Below are 20,439 nucleotides of genomic sequence, written 5' to 3'. Positions count from 1 at the left end.
TAAGAGACCTCCACCCATCACCATGCGCGCCGCGCTCGGCATCCAAGATCGCCATCGCATCGACTACGATCGGGCAGCACGGCAACGCCGCCAACCGCGTCCGGTCGTGCCCCCGCCCTCATAGCTCAGGGGATAGAGCGCCGCACTCCTAAGGCGGGCGTCGCAGGTTCGAATCCTGCTGAGGGCACGGCCGAATTCCCTGGCCTGCAGACTGTTTCGCCTGTAAATCATTGCCGAATCGGCATAGTCGAACTACGTCGAATCATGCTGAACTGTCACAGTCACACAACGGGATTCGACGGGATGAGCGCCCGGAATGTCCCACTATGCCGCGTGTCGTTTTGAGCCACCGGATATCCACGGGATGAGCGCCGAGTCTCAGAGCGTTCCGCGCACCCGCGCCGGATGCTAATTTTCCGTCGACCACACGAGGGGGAAACATGGGTCTGACCCGCAAGATCAGCAGCATGATGACGGCCGGCATGGTCGACTTCCGATCCGACAAAGAGCGCACCGCGGCCTACACCCGCACGGCGAAGAACGAAGCGAAGAAGTCGCGCAAGGAGCTCGAGGCGCAAACCCGACTCATGCAGGAGCGCGCCGCCGACGCGTCCGTCGTCCGGCCGACCTATGCCGCTCCACCGGCCGCACCCACCCAGCCCGCGCCCGGCAACGCGTCGTGGCAGATCCGGGACCGGCTCAACAACATCGACCGGCTCCACGCCCAAGGCATCATCACCGCGGAAGAGCACACCGCTCAGCGGGCAGCGATCATCGCGGAGCTTTAGCAGCGCCCGATCGGGTGCTTCGCCCGGGCATCATCGTCAGTCTTCAGCTGCTCGCGCTCCGAAACCTTCGCCGCGTGCATCTGCGTGGTAATCACACCGATCGGCGCGGCGAAGCATCTTCTCGTGAGGGACCCGATCCGCCCGGTTCGATGTGTCCCGTTCCGCACTGGTCGCGTCGGTGCACGCGGCGCGTCCAGCGGTCGCGACCTGCTGATACCCGAATGCCGACGAGCGTGATCACGCCGGCGACCGAGCAGTACATGATCCGGCGGTCCCACCGGTCGCGTTTGGACAGGGCCCGCGGTGCCATACGGCCACTTCCGTCTGGCTCCAGAATGCCGGCAGAAAGTTCGGCGACGATGGGCTCACACCACCCGACCTACGCCACAGGCCGGCATCGCTGCCGGGCAGATGTGAAGGTAGTGCAAGAGATGCTCGGCCACCACTCCGCGACCCTCACCCCCGACCTACGGACGACTGTTTCTTCCGTCCCGGCTGGATGAGTCGGTAGCAAGCTTGATGCCAGGATTGTCGCTGCGTCCCGGACGAAGGTGGGATACAAACAGGATTGACATGCGGGTCCTCCCGAGTGCTTGAACACCTACATCTATGGGCTAGAGGCACTTCGAGCGACCGTCTCCTAAGGCGGGCGTCGCAGGTTCGAATCCTGCTGAGGGCACCGAGGCTGAGGGCATTAAGGCTGAGCGCACCGAAGTTCGGCCATCCAACGCCCGCACGGCCAGGGCGCAGAGGATCACGGTCAGCAGCTCGGTCACCGAGCAGAGAACGTCCAACGTCCCGAAAGCTTCCTTCTCACCGGCGGCGGGACCGAGCGGGATGGCGATCGTGCGAGTGGCCAGCCAGAGCACCACGACGCCGAGCGACGCCAGCCCACCGGCCGTCAGCAGCGCCCGTGTCGGGCGCCAGATCACCCAGCCCGCGTAGCCGAACTGCAGCAGCGTCAGCACCAGGAAGAACCAGCCGTAGAGCGCGGCCTCCTCGAAGTGCTCCCGTATCACCAGCAGGTGGATCACGCCGGCCACCACCGACGTGGCGGCGACGGCTCCGGGGTATCCGAGGAGCTTCACGCGCAGCCGAACCGACGGTGCCGGTGCAGCACCTCGGTTGCGCGACCGGACCTTGTCCCGCACATAGACGGCGGCAAAGATCACCAGCCACCCGGCCAGCATGGCCAGATGCCCGCTGTGGACCTGCAGCTGTGACTGCGCTTCACTCACGAGGCACGCTCCCAGCGGCGGGTGTCGGCGAACTCGGCGAAGTCGGATCCGCAGAGCGGTCGGGAGTAGAGATACCCCTGCGAGGCCGGGCATCCCAGTTCACGGAGGATCTCCTGCTGCTCGCGCACCTCGACCCCCTCGGCCAGGATGTCCAACTCCATTCCCCGGGCCAGGTCGATGATCCCGCGCACCAGCGCCGACCCGCTCCCGTCGGCCAGGTTCGCGGTGAAGGAGCGGTCGATCTTCAGCTGATCGGCCGGCAGCGAACCCAGGTAGGCCAGCGATGAGTAACCCGTCCCGAAGTCGTCGATGGCGACGAGCACGCCGAGCGCCCGAACCCCGTCGAGCTGGCGACGGGCCGCGTCCAGATCGTGCAGCAGCACTCCCTCGGTCACCTCGAGAGTGAGCGAGCAGGCCGGCAGCCCTGATGCGGCCAGCGCCGCCGAGACGAGCGAAACCAGCTCCGGGTTACGCATCTGGACCGGTGAGAGGTTGACGGCGACGGTGAGCTCCTCGCAGCCGGGCAGCTCGCGGCGCCACTGCATGATCTGCATCACCGCGGTGGTCAGCACCCAGGCACCGATCGCCTCGATCTCGCCGGTCTCTTCGGCCAGCGGGACGAAGTCGGTCGGTGGCACCATGCCCCGTTCGGGGTGATGCCAGCGCAGCAGGGCCTCGACCCCGTCCAGGTAGAGACCCGACTGCGGCGGTGCCCCGCGGCGCATCACCGGTTGGTAGTAGACCTCGAACTGCCCGTCGGCCAGGGCAGAACGAATGTCGCTCGCCAGGGAGGCTCGATCGCGCACCACCGTGTCCAGACCGGCGGTGTAGGTGAAGACCTGATTCTTGCCCGAGGATTTGGCCAGATACATGGCCAGGTCGGCGTCCCGCATCAGATCGGCCGAGTCCCGCGAACCGGCCAGACCGCTGTCGGCCACCCCGACGCTGGCCTTCACGAAGATGTCGCGCCCCTCGATCGGGACGCCCGGCTGCAGCTGCGCGACGATGCGCTCGCCGATCTGCGCCGCCACTGCGGCATCGCCATGGACGAGGACGGCGAACTCGTCGCCACCCAGCCGGGCCACCATGTCCGGCGCATAGACGACCGACGACATCCGGGACGCGGCGTGGCGCAGCGCAAGGTCGCCCACGTGATGCCCGGCGGAGTCATTGAGGCTCTTGAAGTTGTCCAGGTCGACGAAGAGCACGCTCACCACTCGGTCCGGAGCAGCCAGCCGGCGGCTCAATTCCTCGATAAACGCGGTGCGATTGGGGAGTCGGGTCAGCGGGTCCGACAGCTCCTGCTGCTCGTTGGACTTCCAGGCGATAAGGTGCGTGACACTCGCGGCAAGAACGAAGCTGCCGTGAATCAGGGCCCATTTGATGGGGTCCTGTGCCTCGGACGAGCGGCCGTAGACCGACGCCGGTGCAACCTCACCCATCACCGCATGGTGGAAGACGGTGATAAGCACGCAGATCCCGAAGGCCACCCAGTCCTGATAGAGAGACACCACCCCGAGCATCACGAAGAAGTGAAAGTGCGCCTCGGTGACACCGTCGGAGAGGTCCACCAGAGTCGCGGAGGCGAACATGAGACTGACGGTCACCGTGTTCGTCCGCATCCGGCGGCTGAACATCGAGCCCATCCCGAGCACGGCCGGCACGGCCACGATCAGAACCTCGATGCCGCAGGTGGTCGGGCTGATGCCACGGATGAGGCCGTAGACACCAAGTCCGAAGGCCTGGGCCAGGGCGAACCAGCTGATCCAGCGATTGCGACGGGCCCAGACGTCGTCGGGCAGTGTGCGCCCCTCGGGCAGCCAGTCGATCACCCAGCGGAGCCGGTTCTTCAGTGCCGTCACGAGAGGACGTTTACGCTCCAGTACGACAGCCGGGCTGACCTCAGTTGGCTCGACGACCTTCAGCGTCATCAGCGGGCGTATCCATCGGGTCGAACCACAGCAGGGGCTATACCGGCGATCACGAAACGACGCATATAAACCCAGTCGGCCGGATGGCGGTTAACTTGAGCGTTCAACGATCGGTGCTCCATGTCGCAGAACCAAGTCAGCTGGTCTTGGCCGAGTGACCATGCCGTCCGGAGCCGGCCGAGTCCAGTGACGAGACGTCACCGACCACCGTCGCCGGGAACGTCTGCAGCGGGCGAGCGGCATGACGGGGCGAGTGGGTACGAGCGCCGATCCCCGGGCGCGGGGGGTTGCTGGAGAGGTACTCCATCACCTCGGACGGCGAGCACGGCCGAGCGAAGAGGAACCCCTGCCCGGTCTCGACCTGCGCGCCTCGCAGCGAGTGGGCCTGGTGTTCGTACTCGATGCCCTCGGCCACCACCGTCAGGTCGAAGGCGTGCGCGGCCGCCACCATGAGGTGCAGCAAGTCCTGGTTCCCCGGCTCGTCGGAGGCGACGAAGCTGCGGTCGATCTTCAGGATGTCCACCGGAAGCGACGGGAGCTGTCCGATCGAGGTGTGCCCCGTCCCGAAATCGTCCAGAGCGATGAGAACACCCAACTCCTGCAGGCGTTTCATGTTGTGTTTGGCGATCGGGCTGTCAACCAGGACGGTCTCGGTGATCTCGATGATGAGCCGGCGGGCCGCAACGCCCGACGTCGCCAGCACGTGCGCGACCTCCTCGGGCAACTGCGCACTGCACAGGTGCCGCCCGGAGATGTTCACCGACATCGTCAGCTCGTTCAAGGCCGGGTTGGCCGAGCTCCACTCAGCCAACTGGGCCGTCGCCGCCTCCAGCACCCACTGACCGATGTCGTCGATGAGCGCCGAACCCTCGGCGGTGGGAATGAAGGTGTCCGGTCCGACCAGGCCAACACCCGGACGGTTCCAGCGGATGAGTGCCTCGACACCGATGATCGAGGCGTTGTTCAAGTCGACCAGCGGCTGATAGTGCAGCACGAACTCGTCGCGCTGCAGGGCATTCACCAGCGCCTGCTCCAGCCCGATTCGATCGGCCAGTTCCGAGCGCAGATCCTCGTCGAAGACGGCGATCTGCCCCCGACCGCTGCTCTTCGCGCGGTAGACGGCGGCGTCGGCCTCCAGCAGTAGACGGCTGGCATCGACGTTTCCGTCACGGCAGATCGCGACCCCGACGCTGGCCCCGATGCGGGCCTCCCGCTGCCCGACGGGGATGGGCTCGGCCGCCGCGGCGACGATCCGCTCGGCCAGCCGATAGCAGCCGCCCTCATCGGTGACCGATTCGAGCAGGATGACGAACTCATCGCCACCCAGACGGGCCACCGTGTCACCGGCCCGCATGAGCGCCTTCATCCGGCGCGACATCGTCTGCAGCACTGCATCGCCGGCGGCGTGGCCGAGCTTGTCGTTCACCGCCTTGAAGTGGTCCAGGTCGACGAACATCAGCGCGGTCTGGGTGCCCGAGCGCTGGGCCCGGTGCAGCGCACCCTCGATCAGGGCCAGCGCCTCACCACGGTTCGGTAGTTCGGTCAGCGGATCATGCGCGGCCCGGTGCGCCAGCGCGTTCTGGGCGCTCTCGCGATCTCGGATCGCACCGACGATGCGTGACACCGATGCATGCACCACAGCCCCGAGCGCACCCGGCACCGGCGTCGCCACCACCCGGCTGTCGAGGTCGCCGGCGGCCACCGCGGCGGCCTGGGCCTGAATGGTGCGCAGGCTGTTCACCGACTCCGAGAGGCCGCGGGCCACCGTCCGCACCTCGTGCGGGCCGCTGATGGCTACGTCGATGAGCTCGCCCTGGCTAACTTCAGTAGCCTGACGGGCGAGTCGCTCCAGCGGCTTGGTAAGGGCCCGCTGCGCCCAGCGCGCGGCCGCGAGGCTGGCCGCGATGACGAGCAGGCAGAGACCGACGATGATGGCCAGAGCCCTGGTCGCCGCCGTCTGTTGGGCCCGGGCTGAATCCAGCACCAGCGCGACGCTGTAGTCCTGCGCACCGGAGAGCGCGGAGTTGCGCTGCGCATCGCTCAGCACGACCTTCAGCGTGGGCAGCGTCCCGACGAAGGTGGGTTTCCCAGTCGTCTGGTCCCAGATGTCATCGACCGACTTCACCACCAGGCTGTTGATCGCCTTGCTCCACACGGCGCGCGTCGAGGCCGAGGTCTGCTCCAGAATTGCCGACGACCAGGCCTGGTAGCTGCCCCAGGCCTGCACCCAGAGGGTCTGCGCGGTGGCCTCCGGAGAGACCACACCCGGGAACTGGGCGCCGACGAAGAACGGGGTCTGCTCACCGGCGAACTGGACGGCTCGGGTGACCATGGCCAGGTCGATCAACGCCCGGTTCGACGCCGGGTCCAGCCCGATGCGGATGGCGGCGGCCGTCTGATCGTTCTGCGCGGCAGAGAGCGTGTCGAGGACTTCGATGCCAGCCTCGAAGGCGGTGTGCGGGTAGGTCCCACTGTCGATCGTGGCTCGCAGTTGCTTGACCTGGGCCTGCGTGCGCGTGCCGAGGGAATCGAGATCGGTGCGCGCGGCCAGCGTGCTGAGCGCGGCGTCGGTGGATTTACGCAGCTTCGGGACCTGGGCGATAGTCGCCGCCAGTTGCTGCGTCTGCGTCGGGGTCAGCCCGAGCGCGGTCCGCAACTGCGGGTTGGCGACCAGCGAACCGGTCAGCGCCGGCAGCATCTCCAGTTGAAGGTCAGCCCGGACCCGGTTGATGTCGACCGTGGCCTGGACGATCCGCTCCACCTTCTGATCTGAGCGCACCGTGGAGATGTGCGACGTGATCTCCAAGGCGGCTGCGGCACCGATTCCGACAATGGGCACCATCACCAGGGACAACAACCAAACGCGCAGGCTGCCGCCGTCCTTGGTACGGGCGAAGGAGAGTCCGGTCACAGACGTGTCATCGTCCGCGCAGGGCAAGTGTTTAGCTCCGGCGCTGAGGAATCTCACGAAGTACCGCCAGCGGGGTGTGACCGGCGAGGCTGCGCCGAGCCCTATTCCAGCCGCTCAACCAGCGAGGTGACCAGGATCGGCCAGCGTCGCGAGTCCGAAACTTCGCGGCCGGTCTGAGTCTCAAGTGGGGCGCCGCAGCGATCGTGGCGATAGCGCTGGTGGTCTGGGTAGCCCACTAACCCAGCCCCCGACTAGCTGCCGAGCCCTAACCACGACGGCTCAGAGCCGGGGCTCGACCTCATTGCCCGGGACCTGCGAATGCAGCAGCGACGGCAGTGGCGAGGCCGGTGGCCCGTCGCCCAATTCATCGTGATCGTCTGACTCCCCCTCGGCCGCCGGTATCCCGTCGTCGGTGCCCCGGGCCAGTACCGGCAGCCCGTGCCGCTCGGCGAGGAAGTCGGCCCAGACCACGTTCGCCAGCGAAGAGAAGATGATCACCTGCCCGATGATCAGTAGCCAAGCCAGCATCGTCGCCGCGATGCCGAGCGAACCGTACAGCTCGGACGCGCTATGAAGCTTGTTCGGTAGGTAGACCCGGCTGACAGCGTGCAAGGCGGCGAAGACGACCCCGAAGAGGACGGCCCCGGGAAGCAGCGCCTGCCAACCGGTCCGGCGGTCGGGCAGTCGTGATGTGACCAGCAGCCAGGCACCGCCCAGCACCACGGCCTGGCAGATTCCGACGATCACGAAGCCGCCGGGGATGTACTGCCGGGCTTTGGCCACTCCGGTGACAGCAACAAGCACGACCGTCCATCCGAGGAGGAAGTAGGCGACGGTGGTGAGTTGCTCCTTCTGCTTCCGCTTGCGCAGCGGCGCCCCCCAGAGGTGAGCGTTCACGACGACGAGGTTGCGCACCAGGGTGCGGGTCGTCCACAGCAGCAGCACCAGACCGACCACCACGGCGACCCACCAGGATCGGCCGCCGCCCTCGAGCGCCGTCGTGACCTGCTGGCTGGCCGCCCCGGTCAAGCCGGCCTTGCGGGCGGCCGACTCGACATTGGCGTGCCGGTTCGAGGCGATACCGGCCAGGATTCCGGCGGCGAGCAGCGAGAGCGGCAGCAACCAGAGAAAGAGCCGGAAGGCGACCGCGGAGGCCAGCAGCATCCCCTGTCGCGCGGTGTAGCGGCCGACGAAGACGATCGGGAGTGACAGCAGTGGCTGCTCCACCGCCCGCTGCTGATAGCGGTCGGCGGCATCCTCACCCCGGGCCCGGGCCCGCTCGGCTCGACCTCGCCACTTCTCGATCCGGCCCGGGGGTACGGCCGGAAGTCCGTCGGCGACCGCCGGCGCGTCGGTGTCAACGTCCGAGATCGGCCCCTCCACGGAGTTCCCGTCCATGCCCTCGTTCGCCAACTCAGCGCCACCCAATCGTCTCTTGGCTCAGCCTGCCGCCCGCGGCGACATCGCGCCTCACTCGCCGCGCGTGAAGTGCGGCGCGATAGCGTCGCCGACGTAGGAGGTGCCCAGAAGATTACTTGGCCGCGGGCCTCGCCCGGAAGGCCGCCACGCCGTCCTCAGCCGTGGGCCAGACGCGCCCTTCGGCGGCCCACAATTTCCAGTTGGGAGCGCGGCGAGCGATGGCCAGTGCGTGTTCTGAAAGGGACGAGGCCCAGAGCCCGATCCCCTCCTCGTTCAACTCCCGCTGTGTCTCCAGCATGGTCGACAGAATCGTCATCGACAGCGTTCCGGCGGCCGTCGCATCCAGCAGCACCACACTCAGCGGCCGCCCGGCGGCGGCTACGCGCTCGCTGATCGCAGCCGCGACCGCCCGCACGTTCGCGGTATAGAGCGGCGCTCCGACCCGGAGGATCAGCAGCCCCTCTACGATCTCGCCACCGGCGCTGAGCGGGGCCACGCCACCGCCCGGCCGGGCGCCGAGCTCGATCACCGGGGGCTTGTTCAACTCGACGAGCACCAGCAGGAAGGTCAGTGCGACGCCGACCGCGACCGCCACCAGCAGGCCGGAGACCAAGGCCACCGCCGCCGTGATCAAGGTGATCGCCAACTCCAGCGGATCGAAGCGGGCCAGCGCGACGATCTCCCGGACGGAGATCAGGCCGAGGGTGGCGACCACCACGACGGCGCCCAGAGTCGCCTGCGGAAGCTCGGAGAGCACCGGTCCGAGGAAGAGCGCGGTGAGAATGGCGAGCACCACGGTGACGAGCTGGCTGACCTGCGTCTTGGCTCCGGCGCCGCTGTTGACCGCGCTCTGGGAGAAGCCGCCGGCCGCCGGCAGCGCCTGGAAGAAGGCGCCGGCGAAGGTCCCGGCCGCGTTGGCGAAGAGCTCCTGATCATTGTCGATCGGCGGCTCCCCCTCGTGGCGGATGCTGCGGGCCACCGAGATCGTCTCCAGCGCCGCCATCAGCGTGATGGCGATGGCACCGGGAAGCAGGTCACCGAGATGATGCAGCGACGGCCACTGCGGAAGCGGCAGCCCGCTGGGGACCTTGCTGATCTTCGCGACCCCATGCTCGTCGAGGTGCAGCGCGGAGGAGAGGAGGATTCCGCCGACCACTGCGACCAGCGGCCCGGGGATTCTCGGATTGATCTGCTTGAGAATGAGCAGCACCGCCACCGATCCGAAGCCCAGCAGCACCGTGGCCAGGTTGGCATCGGAGAGATGCTGCAGCGAATACCAGAGGTTGCGGAAGAATCCGTCGCCCTCAGGCGGGGGCGCGATGCCGAGCAGCTTCGGCAGTTGTCCGAGGGCGACGGTGAGCCCGACGCCGACCTTCAACCCGAGTAGGAGCGCGTCGGAGATGCTGTTGATCAAATTCCCGATGTGCAGCACCCGGCACACGATCAGCAGCACGCCGACGAGCAGCGTCAGCGTGCTGAGGGCGCCTTCGGGATTCGTGGAACTGGCGGCGACGCCGGCCGCCACCAGGGTGGCCGCGGTGAGGGTGGCGATCGTCGATGTGGTGCTGAAGCTCATCGCCCGGGAACCACCGGTGAGGGCGTAGACGACCATCGGGACGAGGCAGGTGTAGAGCCCGACCTGCACCGGCTCCCCGGCGATGGTGGCGTAGGCCATTGCCTGTGGGATGACCACGGCGCCGGCGGTGAGCCCGGCCACCACATCGGCCCGCAGCCAGTCGCGCCGATAATGCCGCATCCAGGCCGGTGCGAGCGTGCGCAGGTTCGTCACAGCCATGGACAGCGACTCATAACGACTCCTTGATCAGCGATGTTGCTCCAGAATGCTGGCTGCCCGCAGCGTTGACCCCATGCGGTCAGGGTGACGACACTATTCGCACCCGGTGGGCATGATCGAGGCGCAGGCTGCGACACCCGACCACCTGCAGCGAGGGAGTGCACATGGGCGCGGCTATCGGATCGATGCTCGGATTCGCGGCGGGTGTAGCGGTCAGCCCCTTCCCGATCGTGGCCATCATCCTGCTGCTGGCCACGCCCAAAGGGCGGGCCACCGGATCGCTCTTCGCCGCGGGCTGGGTCGTCGGTCTCGCTGCGCTGGGTGGGGTTGTCCTCGCTCTGGCCGGGCCGGCCAACGCCTCCTCCGACACTGGGCCGGCCAAGTGGACGGGCTGGCTGAAGCTGCTGCTCGGCCTGCTGCTGCTCGCCTTCGCGGTGAAGCAGTGGCGCAGCCGCCCCAAGGCCGGCACCGAGCCACCGGCCCCGAAGTGGATGGCCAGCCTCGACACCCTGCAACCGGCCAAGTCCTTCGGCCTCGGCGCGCTGCTGGCTACCGTCAACCCCAAGAACGGAACCCTGACGATCGCCGCGGCCGCCTCCATCGCCGCGACCGGCGCCGCCACCGGCGAACAGATCGTCGCCATCGCACTCTTCGTCATCATCGGTTCGCTCGGGGTGCTCGCGCCACTTGCCGTCTACCTCTTCACCGGTGAGAAGGCCGTCGCGACGCTGGAGAGCTGGCGTCACTGGTTCATTCAGAACAATTCGGCGATCATGGCGGTGCTCTTCTTCGTCATCGGCCTCAAGCTCGTGGGCGACGGCATCACGGTGCTGAGCTAACCCGACGCCGCCGCGCCGAACGCTCTGACAGCGTCGGTAGCGCGACCCCGAAGACGAAGGCGATTGCCAGTCCACAGAGCGTGTCGAGGGTGCGCTCGGCGAAACGGTGCTCGATCCCGGCGGTTGTGTCGTTGTCATAGAGCAGCACCCAGAGGACCAGGAAAGTCGAGAAGGCCGGTATGACGTACCAGCGACTGCCGTGCAGCGCGGCGGCGGCGACCAGGGCGGACGCGGCCACCACCGCAATCGCCAGATGCCCCGGATGCAATGAGAGCGTCCAAGCAGCGACCGACGCGCCGACGAGCACCGATGCGGCCCGGCCGACGCTGCGCAGCCGCTGCATCTCTCGCGACGGGCGCATGACGAAGAGCGTGGCGCCGGCGATCCAGCCGACGTGCTCGGTCCCCAGCGCGAAGCCCACGCCGGCCGCCACCGCCCCGGCCAGACCAAGGCGGACACCGTAGTCGCGGGCCTGGTCCGCGCTCATCAGTGCACGAGGCGATCGGAGGGGCCGCGGGTACTCGGGGAGAGCGAGGGACCAGAGGTAGGCGATCACCGACCCACCGGCCAGTAGCAGGCCCGTCCGCACCGCCGAGGCGAGGTCGGAGTAGCTCAATCCGACGCCGGCGATCGGAACACAGAGCGCGATTCCCAACTGACCGAGCGGGCGGCGAGCCCCCAGCCAACAGGCTCCGAAGGCCAGCCCGAACATTCCCAGCACAGCGGTGAGCCAGGACTGGGCGAGCAGGCCGCCCAGCATCATGAACGCCCCGAAGAGCACGCCGACCACCACCAGCGCGCGGCGGGCGTGGCGGGTCGCAAGCAGCCCGATGCTCGCCGCGGGCAGCGAGCCGAGTAGCAGCGCCAGGCCGGTCGCCGTGGAGCCGAGCGCGATCGTCACCGCGCCACCAAGACTGATCAACAAACCGAAGACGGCATTGCGCCAGCTCCAGACAATCGCACCGTGCCTCATCCGCCCGTGGGGTGCCCTCCTGGTCGGGTGTTGCGTCATTTCGGTATTCAACCAACGTTGACGCACCGCAGGCTCGACCGACTCATCCTCACTGAATGAGGACCACCCCTTACCGGTCGACGGACGATGGAGAAACGGCGCCATTGCACCTCAGCACTGGCCCGCCGAAGCGACGCGAATTGGAGATGCTGTGACGAAGCCGTTCGGTGGCGTGATCAACCTCGATATTCGGGATTCCAAGGCTGATTGGTCGCCCTACATCGCCAAACAAGCACCCGAGGGTGCTCCGAACGTCCTGGTGGTGCTCTATGACGACACCGGTATCGCGGCCTGGTCGCCCTACGGCGGTCGCATCCAGATGCCGACCATGCAGAAGTTGGCCGACAACGGTCTGACCTACGCGCAGTGGCACACCACCGCGCTCTGCTCGCCGACGCGCTCCTGCTTTCTGACCGGTCGTAATCACCACCAGAACGGGTTCGCCTCGATCTCGGAGAGCTCGACCGGCTTTCCCGGCTACAACTCGCACATCCCACCGGAATGCGCCTCGATGGCGACCGTGCTGCGCAAGGAGGGGTGGTCCACCTTCTGGGTCGGTAAGAACCACAATGTCCCGATCGACGAGTGGCACTCCGGGGCCTCCCGCGAGCGCTGGCCACTGGGTCAAGGATTCGATCGCTTCTACGGTTTCATCGGCGGCGAGACCAACCAGTGGTTCCCCGACCTGGCCGAGGACAACCGCTACGTCGATCAGCCCTACCTCCCCGACGCCGGTTATCACCTCTCGAAGGACCTGGCCGACCAGGCGATGGGGATGATCCGGGACACCAAGCAGTCGGCGCCGAACAAGCCCTGGTACCTGTGGTTCTGTCCGGGCGCCAACCACGCGCCACACCACGCGCCGCAGGAGTACATCGACAAGTACAAGGGCGTCTTCGACGACGGCTACGAGGCCTATCGGGAGTGGGTGGTGCCGCGGATGATCGAGAAGGGCATCCTGCCCGAGGGGACGGAGATCACCCCGATCAACCCGATGACCCCGGGGACGTTCTCCGAGGGCGACAAGGTGATCCCGTGGGCCGAACTCACGGACGACGAGAAGAGGCTCTTCAGCCGAATGGCCGAAGTTTATGCGGGATTCTCCGAGTACACCGACGCCCAGGTGGGGCGGATCATCGACTACCTGGAGGAGTCCGGCCAGCTCGAGAACACCATCGTGATCTATGCCGCCGACAACGGGGCCTCGGGCGAGGGGAGCCCGTACGGGTCGGTGAATGAGGGGAAGTTCTTCAACTCCTACCCGGATACCATCGACGAGAACCTGCGGATGATCGACGAGCTCGGTGGGCAGAACACCTATGGTCACTACCCGACCGGCTGGGCGATGGGCTTCTCGGCCCCGCTGCGGATGTTCAAGCGCTACAGCTACCAGGGCGGGGTCGCCGATCCTCTGGTCATCTCATGGCCGAAGGGAATGGCGAACCGCGGTCAGGTGCGCGATCAGTATCACCACGTCACCGACATCGTCCCGACCATCCTCGACTGCTGCGGGGTCGAGATGCCGGAGGTGGTGAACGGCGCCAAGCAGGTCCCGCTCCCTGGCGTCTCGATGCGCTACACCTTCGACGCCGCCGATGCACCGACCACCAAGAAAGTTCAGTACTTCGAGATGCTCGGCACCCGGGCGATCTGGCAGGACGGGTGGAAGGCGGTCGCCGAGCACGGTCCGATGCCTTCGGCGATCGGGCACTTCGACCAGGATCGGTGGCAGCTTTTCCATCTGGAGTCAGATCGCTCCGAGGCTCACGATCTGGCCGAGGAGCACCCGGAGAAGCTGGCGGCTCTCAAGGCCGTATGGCTGGAAGAGGCCGAGAAATACAACGTGTTGCCGCTCATCGACCTCGGTTTCATGGAGTTCCTATCCGGCGGCTACGAGTTCAGCGTGCCAGTCCCGCCGAGCGGCCAGTACGTCTACTACCCCGGCACCAGCGAGATCCCGGAGCGCTCGGCGGCGAATACGCACGCCGTCTCCTTCAAGATCCTGGCCGACGTCGAGACGACCGGTGACACGGAGGGGGTGATCATGGGGCAGGGCTCCCGCTTCGGTGGGCAGTCGATGTTCGTCAAGGACGGCACCATCAACTATGTGCTGAATTTCTTGGGGGTTCCGCCCGAGCAGATCCTCACCGCTGCGATGCCCGCACCGGGCCATCACATCTTCGGCCTCGACTTCGCCAAGGAGCGGCGCGGCGAGTACGGCGAGTGGTATGGCACAGCCAAGCTCTACGTGGACGACCAGGTCGTGGCCGAGCAGGAGATCCGGACGATGACCGGTCACTACGCGCTCTGCGGTGAGGGGCTGTGCATCGGCTACGACTCAGCCGACCCGGTGAGCAAGGCCTATGGCCACGGATTCAACTTCACCGGCGGCACCATCAACAAGGTCGTCTTCGACGTGGCCGACGACGCCTACATCGACGTGGAGAAGCACCTCTGGGCCGCCGGGTCCCGAGACTGAGCGGCCGGCGATCGCGGCGGCGTCAGACCATACTCAGGAAAACGATGAGATTGAGCGCCGCCGCGAGGGCCAGCAGCAAGCCGGCCGCGATCACGAACCGCGACCCCACGACTGAACCGGGGCGGTCGATTCGCACCTCGGTGGCGGCGGCGCGGTGTTCGGCCCGCTCCCGGCGCATGGGGCACGGTCCGCGATCGCTCCAGTAGCTTGAGGCATCAGACATCAGGCAGCTCCTTCTACGGGTCCAGTATGCGACTCTGCCGGGGATCTGTCTGCACGTCGTCATACTGTCGGGGTGAGACCACCAACCGCCGGGTGCGACCACCGAAGAGAGCATGGAGAGTAACTAGGTGACCCAACGAACGCTGCAGGTCAAAGACATGGTGACGGTGCCCGCCGGCACCTTTCTCATGGGCAGCGACAATCACTACGTCGAGGAACGCCCGGCGCACGAGCGCAGTGTGAGCGGCTTCCTGATGGACGTCCACCCAGTCACCACCCAGGAGTTCGGACGCTTCGTCCGCGAGACCGGGTACCTGACGGTGGCCGAGCAGACGCCAGACCCGCAGACCTTCACCGAGGCCACCGCCGCCGAGCTCGTCCCGGGTTCGCTGGTCTTCCTCGGAACCCCCGGGCCGGTGCCGCTGGATGACTGGCGCCGCTGGTGGCAGTGGGTCCCATCCGCCTCTTGGCGCAAGCCCGAGGGCATCTTCAGTTCGTTGGAGGGACGCGAGCGCCACCCGGTCACCCACGTCGCCTACGAGGACGCGCTGGCCTACGCCGATTGGGTCGGGAAGGAGCTGCCGACCGAGGTCGAGTGGGAGTACGCGGCCCGGGCCGGACGACCACCGACGATGTATGCCTGGGGCGAAGAGGCCGCGCCGCACGGCCGGGTGATGGCCAATACCTGGGTCGGCCGCTTCCCTTGGGAGAACCTCAGCCCGAAGGCGACGCCTCGTACCACGCCGGTCGGGAAGTTCCGGGCCAATGACTGGGGGTTGGTCGACATGATCGGCAACGTCTGGGAGTGGACCTCCTCGTCATGGACGGAGGACCATACGGGCGCGGAGGACCATACGGGCGCGGAGGACCATACGGGCGCGGAGGACCACGCTTCGGCTCCGGTCGTCGCGAAGCCGCCGGCACACGCCTGCTGCGCGGTATCCACCGAGAGAATGGGTGCCGAAGGCATGACCACGGAAACCGCGCTTTCGGAGACCGACCGCCGGGTGATGAAGGGCGGCTCACACCTCTGCTCCCCCGACTACTGCCTGCGCTACCGCCCACCGGCCCGACAGGGCCAGACGGTGCGCAGCAGCACCTCACACCTCGGCTTCCGCTGCATCAAGCGGGACTGACTCGGCGATTCAGCGCAGCCGGCGGGCCCGCACCACCAGGTCATCGACGTGGTGGGCCCCGGCCCCGCCCTCGGGGGCGATCCGCGGTCGCTGCTCATCCACCTCGATCTCCCAGTCGTCGTCCAGCAGTGCGGTGACCATGGCCGGCCAGATGTAGTCCGCTGGGTCGAAGCGGCTGTCATGGTCGTGCTTGGTCTCCATTCCGGCGTGGTGAACCAGCAGCAGCACGCCGCCCGGGGCGACCGCGGCGAGCAGGGCCCGCTCGGCCGCCGCGTCCGGGGTGCGCGGCAGGGCTGGATACTGCGCGGAGACGAGGTCGAAGGAGCCGGGTGCGAGCTCGGCCTTCTCCAGCTCGGCGTGCACCCAGCGGATCTCCACACCGGCGTCGCGGGCGTGCCTGATAGCTCGCTGCAGGGCCACGTCCGACACCTCGAGGGCGGTCACCGCCCAGCCGCCCCGGGCCAGCCAGACCGCGTCCGCCCCTTCACCGCAGCCGACGTCGAGAACCCGCCCGGGTGTGAGCCCAGCGATCTCGGTGACCAGCGCGCCGTTCGGGCGCCCGCTCCACAGCTGCTCCTGCTCGGCGTAACGCCCATCCCACTCCGCCTGGACGGTCGGGTCGACGCCAGGGCCACCGGGCACCCCAACCGGCGGGACACCGGTGGCGGCGAGATCGGACACGGACGATTCGGAGGTGGCTTCGTTGCTCATGTCCCGATGCTGCGCCCTCGCCCGCCTGGAACGCAATTTCAGTTGCCGGTTCGGCAAAAGCGCCGCGGGCTGCGCACCCCAGCCGTAGGCTGCACATCTAGCCGCCGGCCGGTGCATCCCGCTGACTCCAGCGCTGCTGGGCCCAGACGATCAGACCGATGAGCAGGGTCGTGCCCACTCCGGTGATGACCATCGAGATCACCGGGTAACCGGCCAAGGCGGTACCCACGTAGTAAGCGGCGCTACAGGTTATGACCGACCAGAGCGTCCCGCTGATCGCCGACCAGAAGATGAATCTGCGGTAGGGCATCTTCACCACACCACCCAGCGCCACGTTCAGCGCGAAGCGGACTCCCGGGATGTAGCGGCCGAAGAGGAGGAACACCGGTCCGCTGGTGCGCAGCGTCTGCACCACCTTGACCCCGGTCTTGGCCCCGGCGGCCCGGTCCATCCAGTCACGGACCCGGCCGCGGGCGCAGCGGGCCACCCAGTAGACCGTCGAGTCGCCGGCCACGGCGCCGATCGCACCGCTGAGAATCACCAGCCAGATGCTCAGGTGCCCATTGGCGGCGAGCACCGCACCGGCGTTGAGGGTGGTCTCCCCCGGCAGCACCGGGCAGATCGCATCGCCGAAGACGAGCAGCACGATGAGCAGGTAGGAGGCCCAGCCGTCTGACTCCCCGGCGATCAGCCGCTGCCCCTGGTTCCAGAGCACCACGACTATCGCGATCACGAGAAGGGCGCTCAGTGACCAGCGGAGAATGCGACCGGTCAGGCTGCGACCGGGCCGGGAAACCGGGCCGGCCTCTCCGACCACCTCAGGATTCTGCGGCGGGCGGGGCACCGTCTCCCCCAGCCGCACCAGCGGCGACCGCGTCGCCGATGAGGTGCACAACGTGGTCGGGTCCGACGGCGGCATAGAGGTCGTCGGCCTGCAGTTCAGCTCTCGCACTGCTCGGCACCCCGACCAGCCAGAGTTGGCAACCGCTGCGCTGGAGTTGGGAGTGCAACGCGCCGAGCGAGTCCAGCACCGGCAGGCTGAGACGGAAGCTGGCGGTCAGCACCAGATAGAGCTGAGTGACCGGTCGAGCACCCGGGTCGAGGGAGCCGTCGACGAGGGCCAGGATCTCCTTGCGCACTCGGTCGACGTTTCCGAAGAAGAGCCCACCATTGGGACGCACGATGAGCGTCCCGGCGATGCCGGTGGTGTCGGGGTTGTCGGCCGAGTCCAGGAAGTCACCCCGGCCGTCCCGCTGCAGTATCGCCAGCTCCGGGTCACTGGCCCGTCCGATGAAGAGGATGAGGGAGAGTCCGACGGCGATTATCAGACCCGGCAGCAGGTCGAAGAAGAGAACCCCGAGCAGCGCGCTCAGGGCAACGGCGAAGGAGACCCGGTCGCGCTGCCAGTACCGGCGCAGCAGGTCGACCCGCAGGAAGCCGCGTACGGCCACGATCACGATCGCGCCGAGAATGGGCTCCGGGAGCTGGGTGAAGAGCGGCGTGAGGAATGCCCCGGTGATCAGCACCATGATCGCGGCCATGATCGACAGCATCTGGGTGAGGCCGCCCGCCCCCTCCGCGGCCGCGGTGCGCGACGCGCTGCCTGAGACCGCGAACCCGCCGAAGATCCCGGCGGCGGCGTTCGAAGCACCCATCGCGATCATCTCCTGATCGGCGTTGACCTCGGTGTTGTGGGCCTGGGCGAAGCGGCTGGAGATGGAATAGGACTCGGCGAAGACGATCAGGGCGAGACCGAAACTCCCGCCGAGAAGTTCTCCGTACTGCGTGGCACTCACATCGGGAACGGTCAGCGTCGGCACCGAGGAGGGAATCTTTCCCACCACTTCGACTCCGTGCTTCGCCAGGCTGAAGATGTAGGAGCAGGCGATCCCGGCGGCGAGAACGGCGAGAGACGCCGGAATCTTAGGCAGGAAACGCTCCAGCAGCAGCAGCGCGACGATCGCCGCGACACCGACCACGATGGTCGCGACGCTCCACTCGTCGATATGGCTGAGTAGGTGCCAGAGCCGTTCGAAGAAGTCGCCGTCTCCGGTCGAGATCCCGACGACCTTGCCGAGCTGGCGGATCACGATGATCATCGCCATTCCGAAGAGAAACCCCTGCAGCGCTGATTCGGCCAGGAAGTTGGTGATGAAACCCATCTTCAGCAACCCGGCGACGAGCAGGATGACCCCCGCGACGATGGCCAGCGCCGCCGAGAGTTGGATCTGCACCTTCGCGTCACTGGAGACCGCCGCCACCGTCGAGGCCGAGAGGATGGCCGCGGCCGAGGTCGCGCCGACGACCAGATTCCGCGACGAGCCGAAGAGGGCGTAGGCCAGCAGCGCGATCGGTGCCGCGTAGAAGGCGTTCTGCGGTGGCACCCCGGCGATCTGGGCGTAGGCCACCGACTCCGGTACGACGATGGCCCAGGCGGTGAGCGCCCCGATCAGGTCGCCCCGCAGGAAACTGCCCTGGTAACTGCGAATCCAGGAGAAGATCGGGACGTAGCGCGACAGCACGCTCGGGGCCTGCTTCGCCGGACGGGTCACCCCTGCAGGTTATCGACGACCGAGTCCGCCGGATATCACCCGACAAGCGTGACCGGTCCTCACCCGGTGTTGATGAGGCAAATGAGCCGTCCCGCATCGTATTCTCAGCTCGATTGACGATTCGTCCAGAAAGGGACCGCTCTATGTTCGCCGCAACGTCGCTCGCCGCCAGCCCCGACTATCCCCTGCTCAATCTCTTCTGGACGATGCTGGAGATCTTTATCTGGGTGCTCTGGCTCTTCCTGCTGATCAAGATCTTCACCGATATCTTCCGCAGCCAGGACCTCGGCAGCTGGGGGAAGGCCGGTTGGGCGATCGTCATCCTCCTGCTGCCCTTCCTCGGTTCATTGATCTACCTGATCGCGCGGGGGAGTTCGATGCACACCCGCGACATCGAGGCGGCCAAGTCGGCCGACCAGGCGATGCGCTCCTACATCCAGGCCACCGCCGCAACCTCGACCAGCAGCACCGCCGAAGAGCTGCACAAGCTGGCCGATCTGCGGGACCGGGGCGTCCTCACCGCAGCCGAGTTCGATGCGCAGAAGGCGAAGCTCCTCGCCTGACCTCCGCCGCATCGGCTAGCCAACTCTCACTGGACTGGGCCTTCAGATCACTGCAGGTCCAGTCCAGTTTCGTCTCTGCGGAGGTGTAGATGCTTCAGGCGATCTCGATCGCGATAGCCGGGTCCTTCTATCCGGTCGGTCTGCTTTTCGTGCTGCGTTACCTGGCCGCGCCGCGCGGGCTCTTCATCGCCACCATGTTCCTGATCGGCGGGGCGATCGGCTGCCTGGTCGTCGCTTTCCTGGAGCTGGCCCTGCTCAGCGCGTTGCCGCTGCGTGGAGAGGAGAACTCGACCCCGAACGGCACTGTCTACATCGTGATGGGCGTGGTGGTCCTGCTCGTGACCGCCGTCATCGCCCGACCCCGCAAGGGTCCCGGCACTATCGAGATAGCCGAGGTCGGCGCCGATCCGGAGATCAAGGTTGGGAAGGGCGCTCCGGGACCGGGGCGTTCTCTGGCCACCGGGATGCTCATCTACTCGCCCGGGCTGGGCCTCATCGGCGCGGTCAAGGTGCTTCACGACCAGGACTTCTCCGTCGCCCTGACCGTGGTCGGAGTCTTCCTCTGCACCCTGATCATGCTCTGGATGGCAGAGCTGCCGATCCTGGCCACCGCGGTCTCCCCCGACCGCTCCGGCCCGGTGCTGCGCTCAGCCGGCGACTTCATCGCCCGCAACGGCAAGACGATCTCCCTGGTCATCGTGGTGGGGATCGGCCTCTATTTCATTGCCAAGGGAATTTCGATCATTCACTCCGGACAGTGACTCACCCAAACGTGATGAGGTCCCCACATCCGGTTGAGCATTAACGTATGTTTCGATCGTCACCTGACGCGGAACTGAAGGG

The 20,439-nt window shown here is 67.0% G+C and carries 16 protein-coding genes and 1 tRNA gene; 7 read left to right on the top strand and 10 right to left on the bottom strand.

What is annotated here, in order from left to right; translation table 11 throughout:
* Positions 1 to 114 precede the first annotated feature (114 nt).
* Together CPH63_RS09355 and CPH63_RS09350 are read left to right on the top strand one after the other, a co-directional pair.
* A tRNA-Arg gene (locus CPH63_RS09355) sits at positions 115 to 187 on the top strand.
* A gap of 253 nt (positions 188 to 440) precedes the next feature.
* Entirely contained in the window at positions 441 to 788 is a 348-nt protein-coding gene (locus tag CPH63_RS09350; RefSeq protein ID WP_096302675.1) for a hypothetical protein, read from the top strand.
* Positions 789 to 1,402: 614 nt separating this feature from the next.
* Here CPH63_RS09350 and CPH63_RS09345 read toward each other — a convergent pair.
* From CPH63_RS09345 to CPH63_RS09325, 5 genes are all read right to left on the bottom strand, one after another.
* Positions 1,403 to 2,026, bottom strand: coding sequence for a hypothetical protein (locus tag CPH63_RS09345; protein WP_096302673.1), 624 nt, complete (start codon positions 2,024 to 2,026; stop codon positions 1,403 to 1,405).
* Entirely contained in the window at positions 2,023 to 3,957 is a 1,935-nt protein-coding gene (locus tag CPH63_RS09340) for a bifunctional diguanylate cyclase/phosphodiesterase (protein ID WP_096302672.1), read from the bottom strand. The genes CPH63_RS09345 and CPH63_RS09340 overlap by 4 nt, the downstream gene beginning before the upstream one ends.
* Before the next feature lie 136 nt (positions 3,958 to 4,093).
* Positions 4,094 to 6,868 carry an EAL domain-containing protein gene (locus CPH63_RS09335; RefSeq protein WP_096302671.1) on the bottom strand — a complete coding sequence of 925 codons (2,775 nt, stop codon included), beginning with the start codon at positions 6,866 to 6,868 and terminating at the stop codon, positions 4,094 to 4,096.
* Between the two features lie 279 nt (positions 6,869 to 7,147).
* A complete protein-coding gene (locus CPH63_RS09330; RefSeq protein ID WP_096302669.1) occupies positions 7,148 to 8,266 on the bottom strand; it encodes a YhjD/YihY/BrkB family envelope integrity protein in 1,119 nt (372 codons plus the stop codon).
* A gap of 133 nt (positions 8,267 to 8,399) precedes the next feature.
* Entirely contained in the window at positions 8,400 to 10,082 is a 1,683-nt protein-coding gene (locus CPH63_RS09325) for a SulP family inorganic anion transporter (RefSeq protein ID WP_096302667.1), read from the bottom strand.
* A gap of 164 nt (positions 10,083 to 10,246) precedes the next feature.
* Between CPH63_RS09325 and CPH63_RS09320 the strand changes: the two genes are divergently transcribed.
* Entirely contained in the window at positions 10,247 to 10,921 is a 675-nt protein-coding gene (locus CPH63_RS09320; RefSeq protein WP_096302666.1) for a GAP family protein, read from the top strand.
* On the opposite strand, the gene CPH63_RS09315 is transcribed toward CPH63_RS09320, so the two are convergent.
* Positions 10,905 to 11,933, bottom strand: a complete 1,029-nt coding sequence (locus CPH63_RS09315) for an FUSC family protein (protein WP_157749412.1) — start codon at positions 11,931 to 11,933, stop codon at positions 10,905 to 10,907. The two genes, CPH63_RS09320 and CPH63_RS09315, sit on opposite strands and share 17 nt — an antisense overlap.
* Before the next feature lie 151 nt (positions 11,934 to 12,084).
* On the opposite strand from CPH63_RS09315, the gene CPH63_RS09310 reads away from it, so the two are divergent.
* Complete coding sequence (locus CPH63_RS09310) at positions 12,085 to 14,412, top strand: arylsulfatase (protein ID WP_096302663.1); 2,328 nt, start codon at positions 12,085 to 12,087, stop codon at positions 14,410 to 14,412.
* 22 nt (positions 14,413 to 14,434) lie between these two features.
* Here the strand turns inward: CPH63_RS09310 and CPH63_RS22185 are convergent, their stop codons facing one another.
* Positions 14,435 to 14,635, bottom strand: coding sequence for a hypothetical protein (locus CPH63_RS22185; protein WP_157749411.1), 201 nt, complete (start codon positions 14,633 to 14,635; stop codon positions 14,435 to 14,437).
* A 157-nt stretch (positions 14,636 to 14,792) separates the two neighbouring features.
* Here CPH63_RS22185 and CPH63_RS09305 point away from each other — a divergent pair, with 157 nt between their 5' ends.
* Entirely contained in the window at positions 14,793 to 15,770 is a 978-nt protein-coding gene (locus CPH63_RS09305; protein ID WP_172892299.1) for a formylglycine-generating enzyme family protein, read from the top strand.
* A 9-nt stretch (positions 15,771 to 15,779) separates the two neighbouring features.
* Here CPH63_RS09305 and CPH63_RS09300 read toward each other — a convergent pair whose 3' ends face one another.
* The 3 genes from CPH63_RS09300 to CPH63_RS09290 all read right to left on the bottom strand — a co-directional run bounded on the left by CPH63_RS09300 (position 15,780) and on the right by CPH63_RS09290 (position 19,033).
* Entirely contained in the window at positions 15,780 to 16,481 is a 702-nt protein-coding gene (locus CPH63_RS09300; RefSeq protein WP_096302661.1) for a class I SAM-dependent methyltransferase, read from the bottom strand.
* Positions 16,482 to 16,578: 97 nt separating this feature from the next.
* Complete coding sequence (locus tag CPH63_RS09295) at positions 16,579 to 17,298, bottom strand: DedA family protein (protein ID WP_157749410.1); 720 nt, start codon at positions 17,296 to 17,298, stop codon at positions 16,579 to 16,581.
* A 1-nt stretch (position 17,299) separates the two neighbouring features.
* The gene (locus tag CPH63_RS09290) at positions 17,300 to 19,033 is read right to left on the bottom strand and encodes a SulP family inorganic anion transporter (protein ID WP_096302657.1); all 1,734 of its coding nucleotides are present in this window, start codon (positions 19,031 to 19,033) and stop codon (positions 17,300 to 17,302) included.
* A gap of 143 nt (positions 19,034 to 19,176) precedes the next feature.
* On the opposite strand from CPH63_RS09290, the gene CPH63_RS09285 reads away from it, so the two are divergent.
* On the top strand, positions 19,177 to 19,596 hold the full coding sequence (locus CPH63_RS09285) for an SHOCT domain-containing protein (RefSeq protein ID WP_096302656.1): 420 nt from the start codon (positions 19,177 to 19,179) through the stop codon (positions 19,594 to 19,596).
* A gap of 89 nt (positions 19,597 to 19,685) precedes the next feature.
* Entirely contained in the window at positions 19,686 to 20,357 is a 672-nt protein-coding gene (locus tag CPH63_RS09280) for a GAP family protein (RefSeq protein WP_096302654.1), read from the top strand.
* Positions 20,358 to 20,439 lie beyond the last annotated feature (82 nt).

Origin of the sequence: Jatrophihabitans sp. GAS493 (assembly GCF_900230215.1) — a bacterium.
GTDB lineage: Bacteria > Actinomycetota > Actinomycetes > Mycobacteriales > Jatrophihabitantaceae > MT45.
This window is presented reverse-complemented; position numbering and strand designations above follow the sequence as displayed.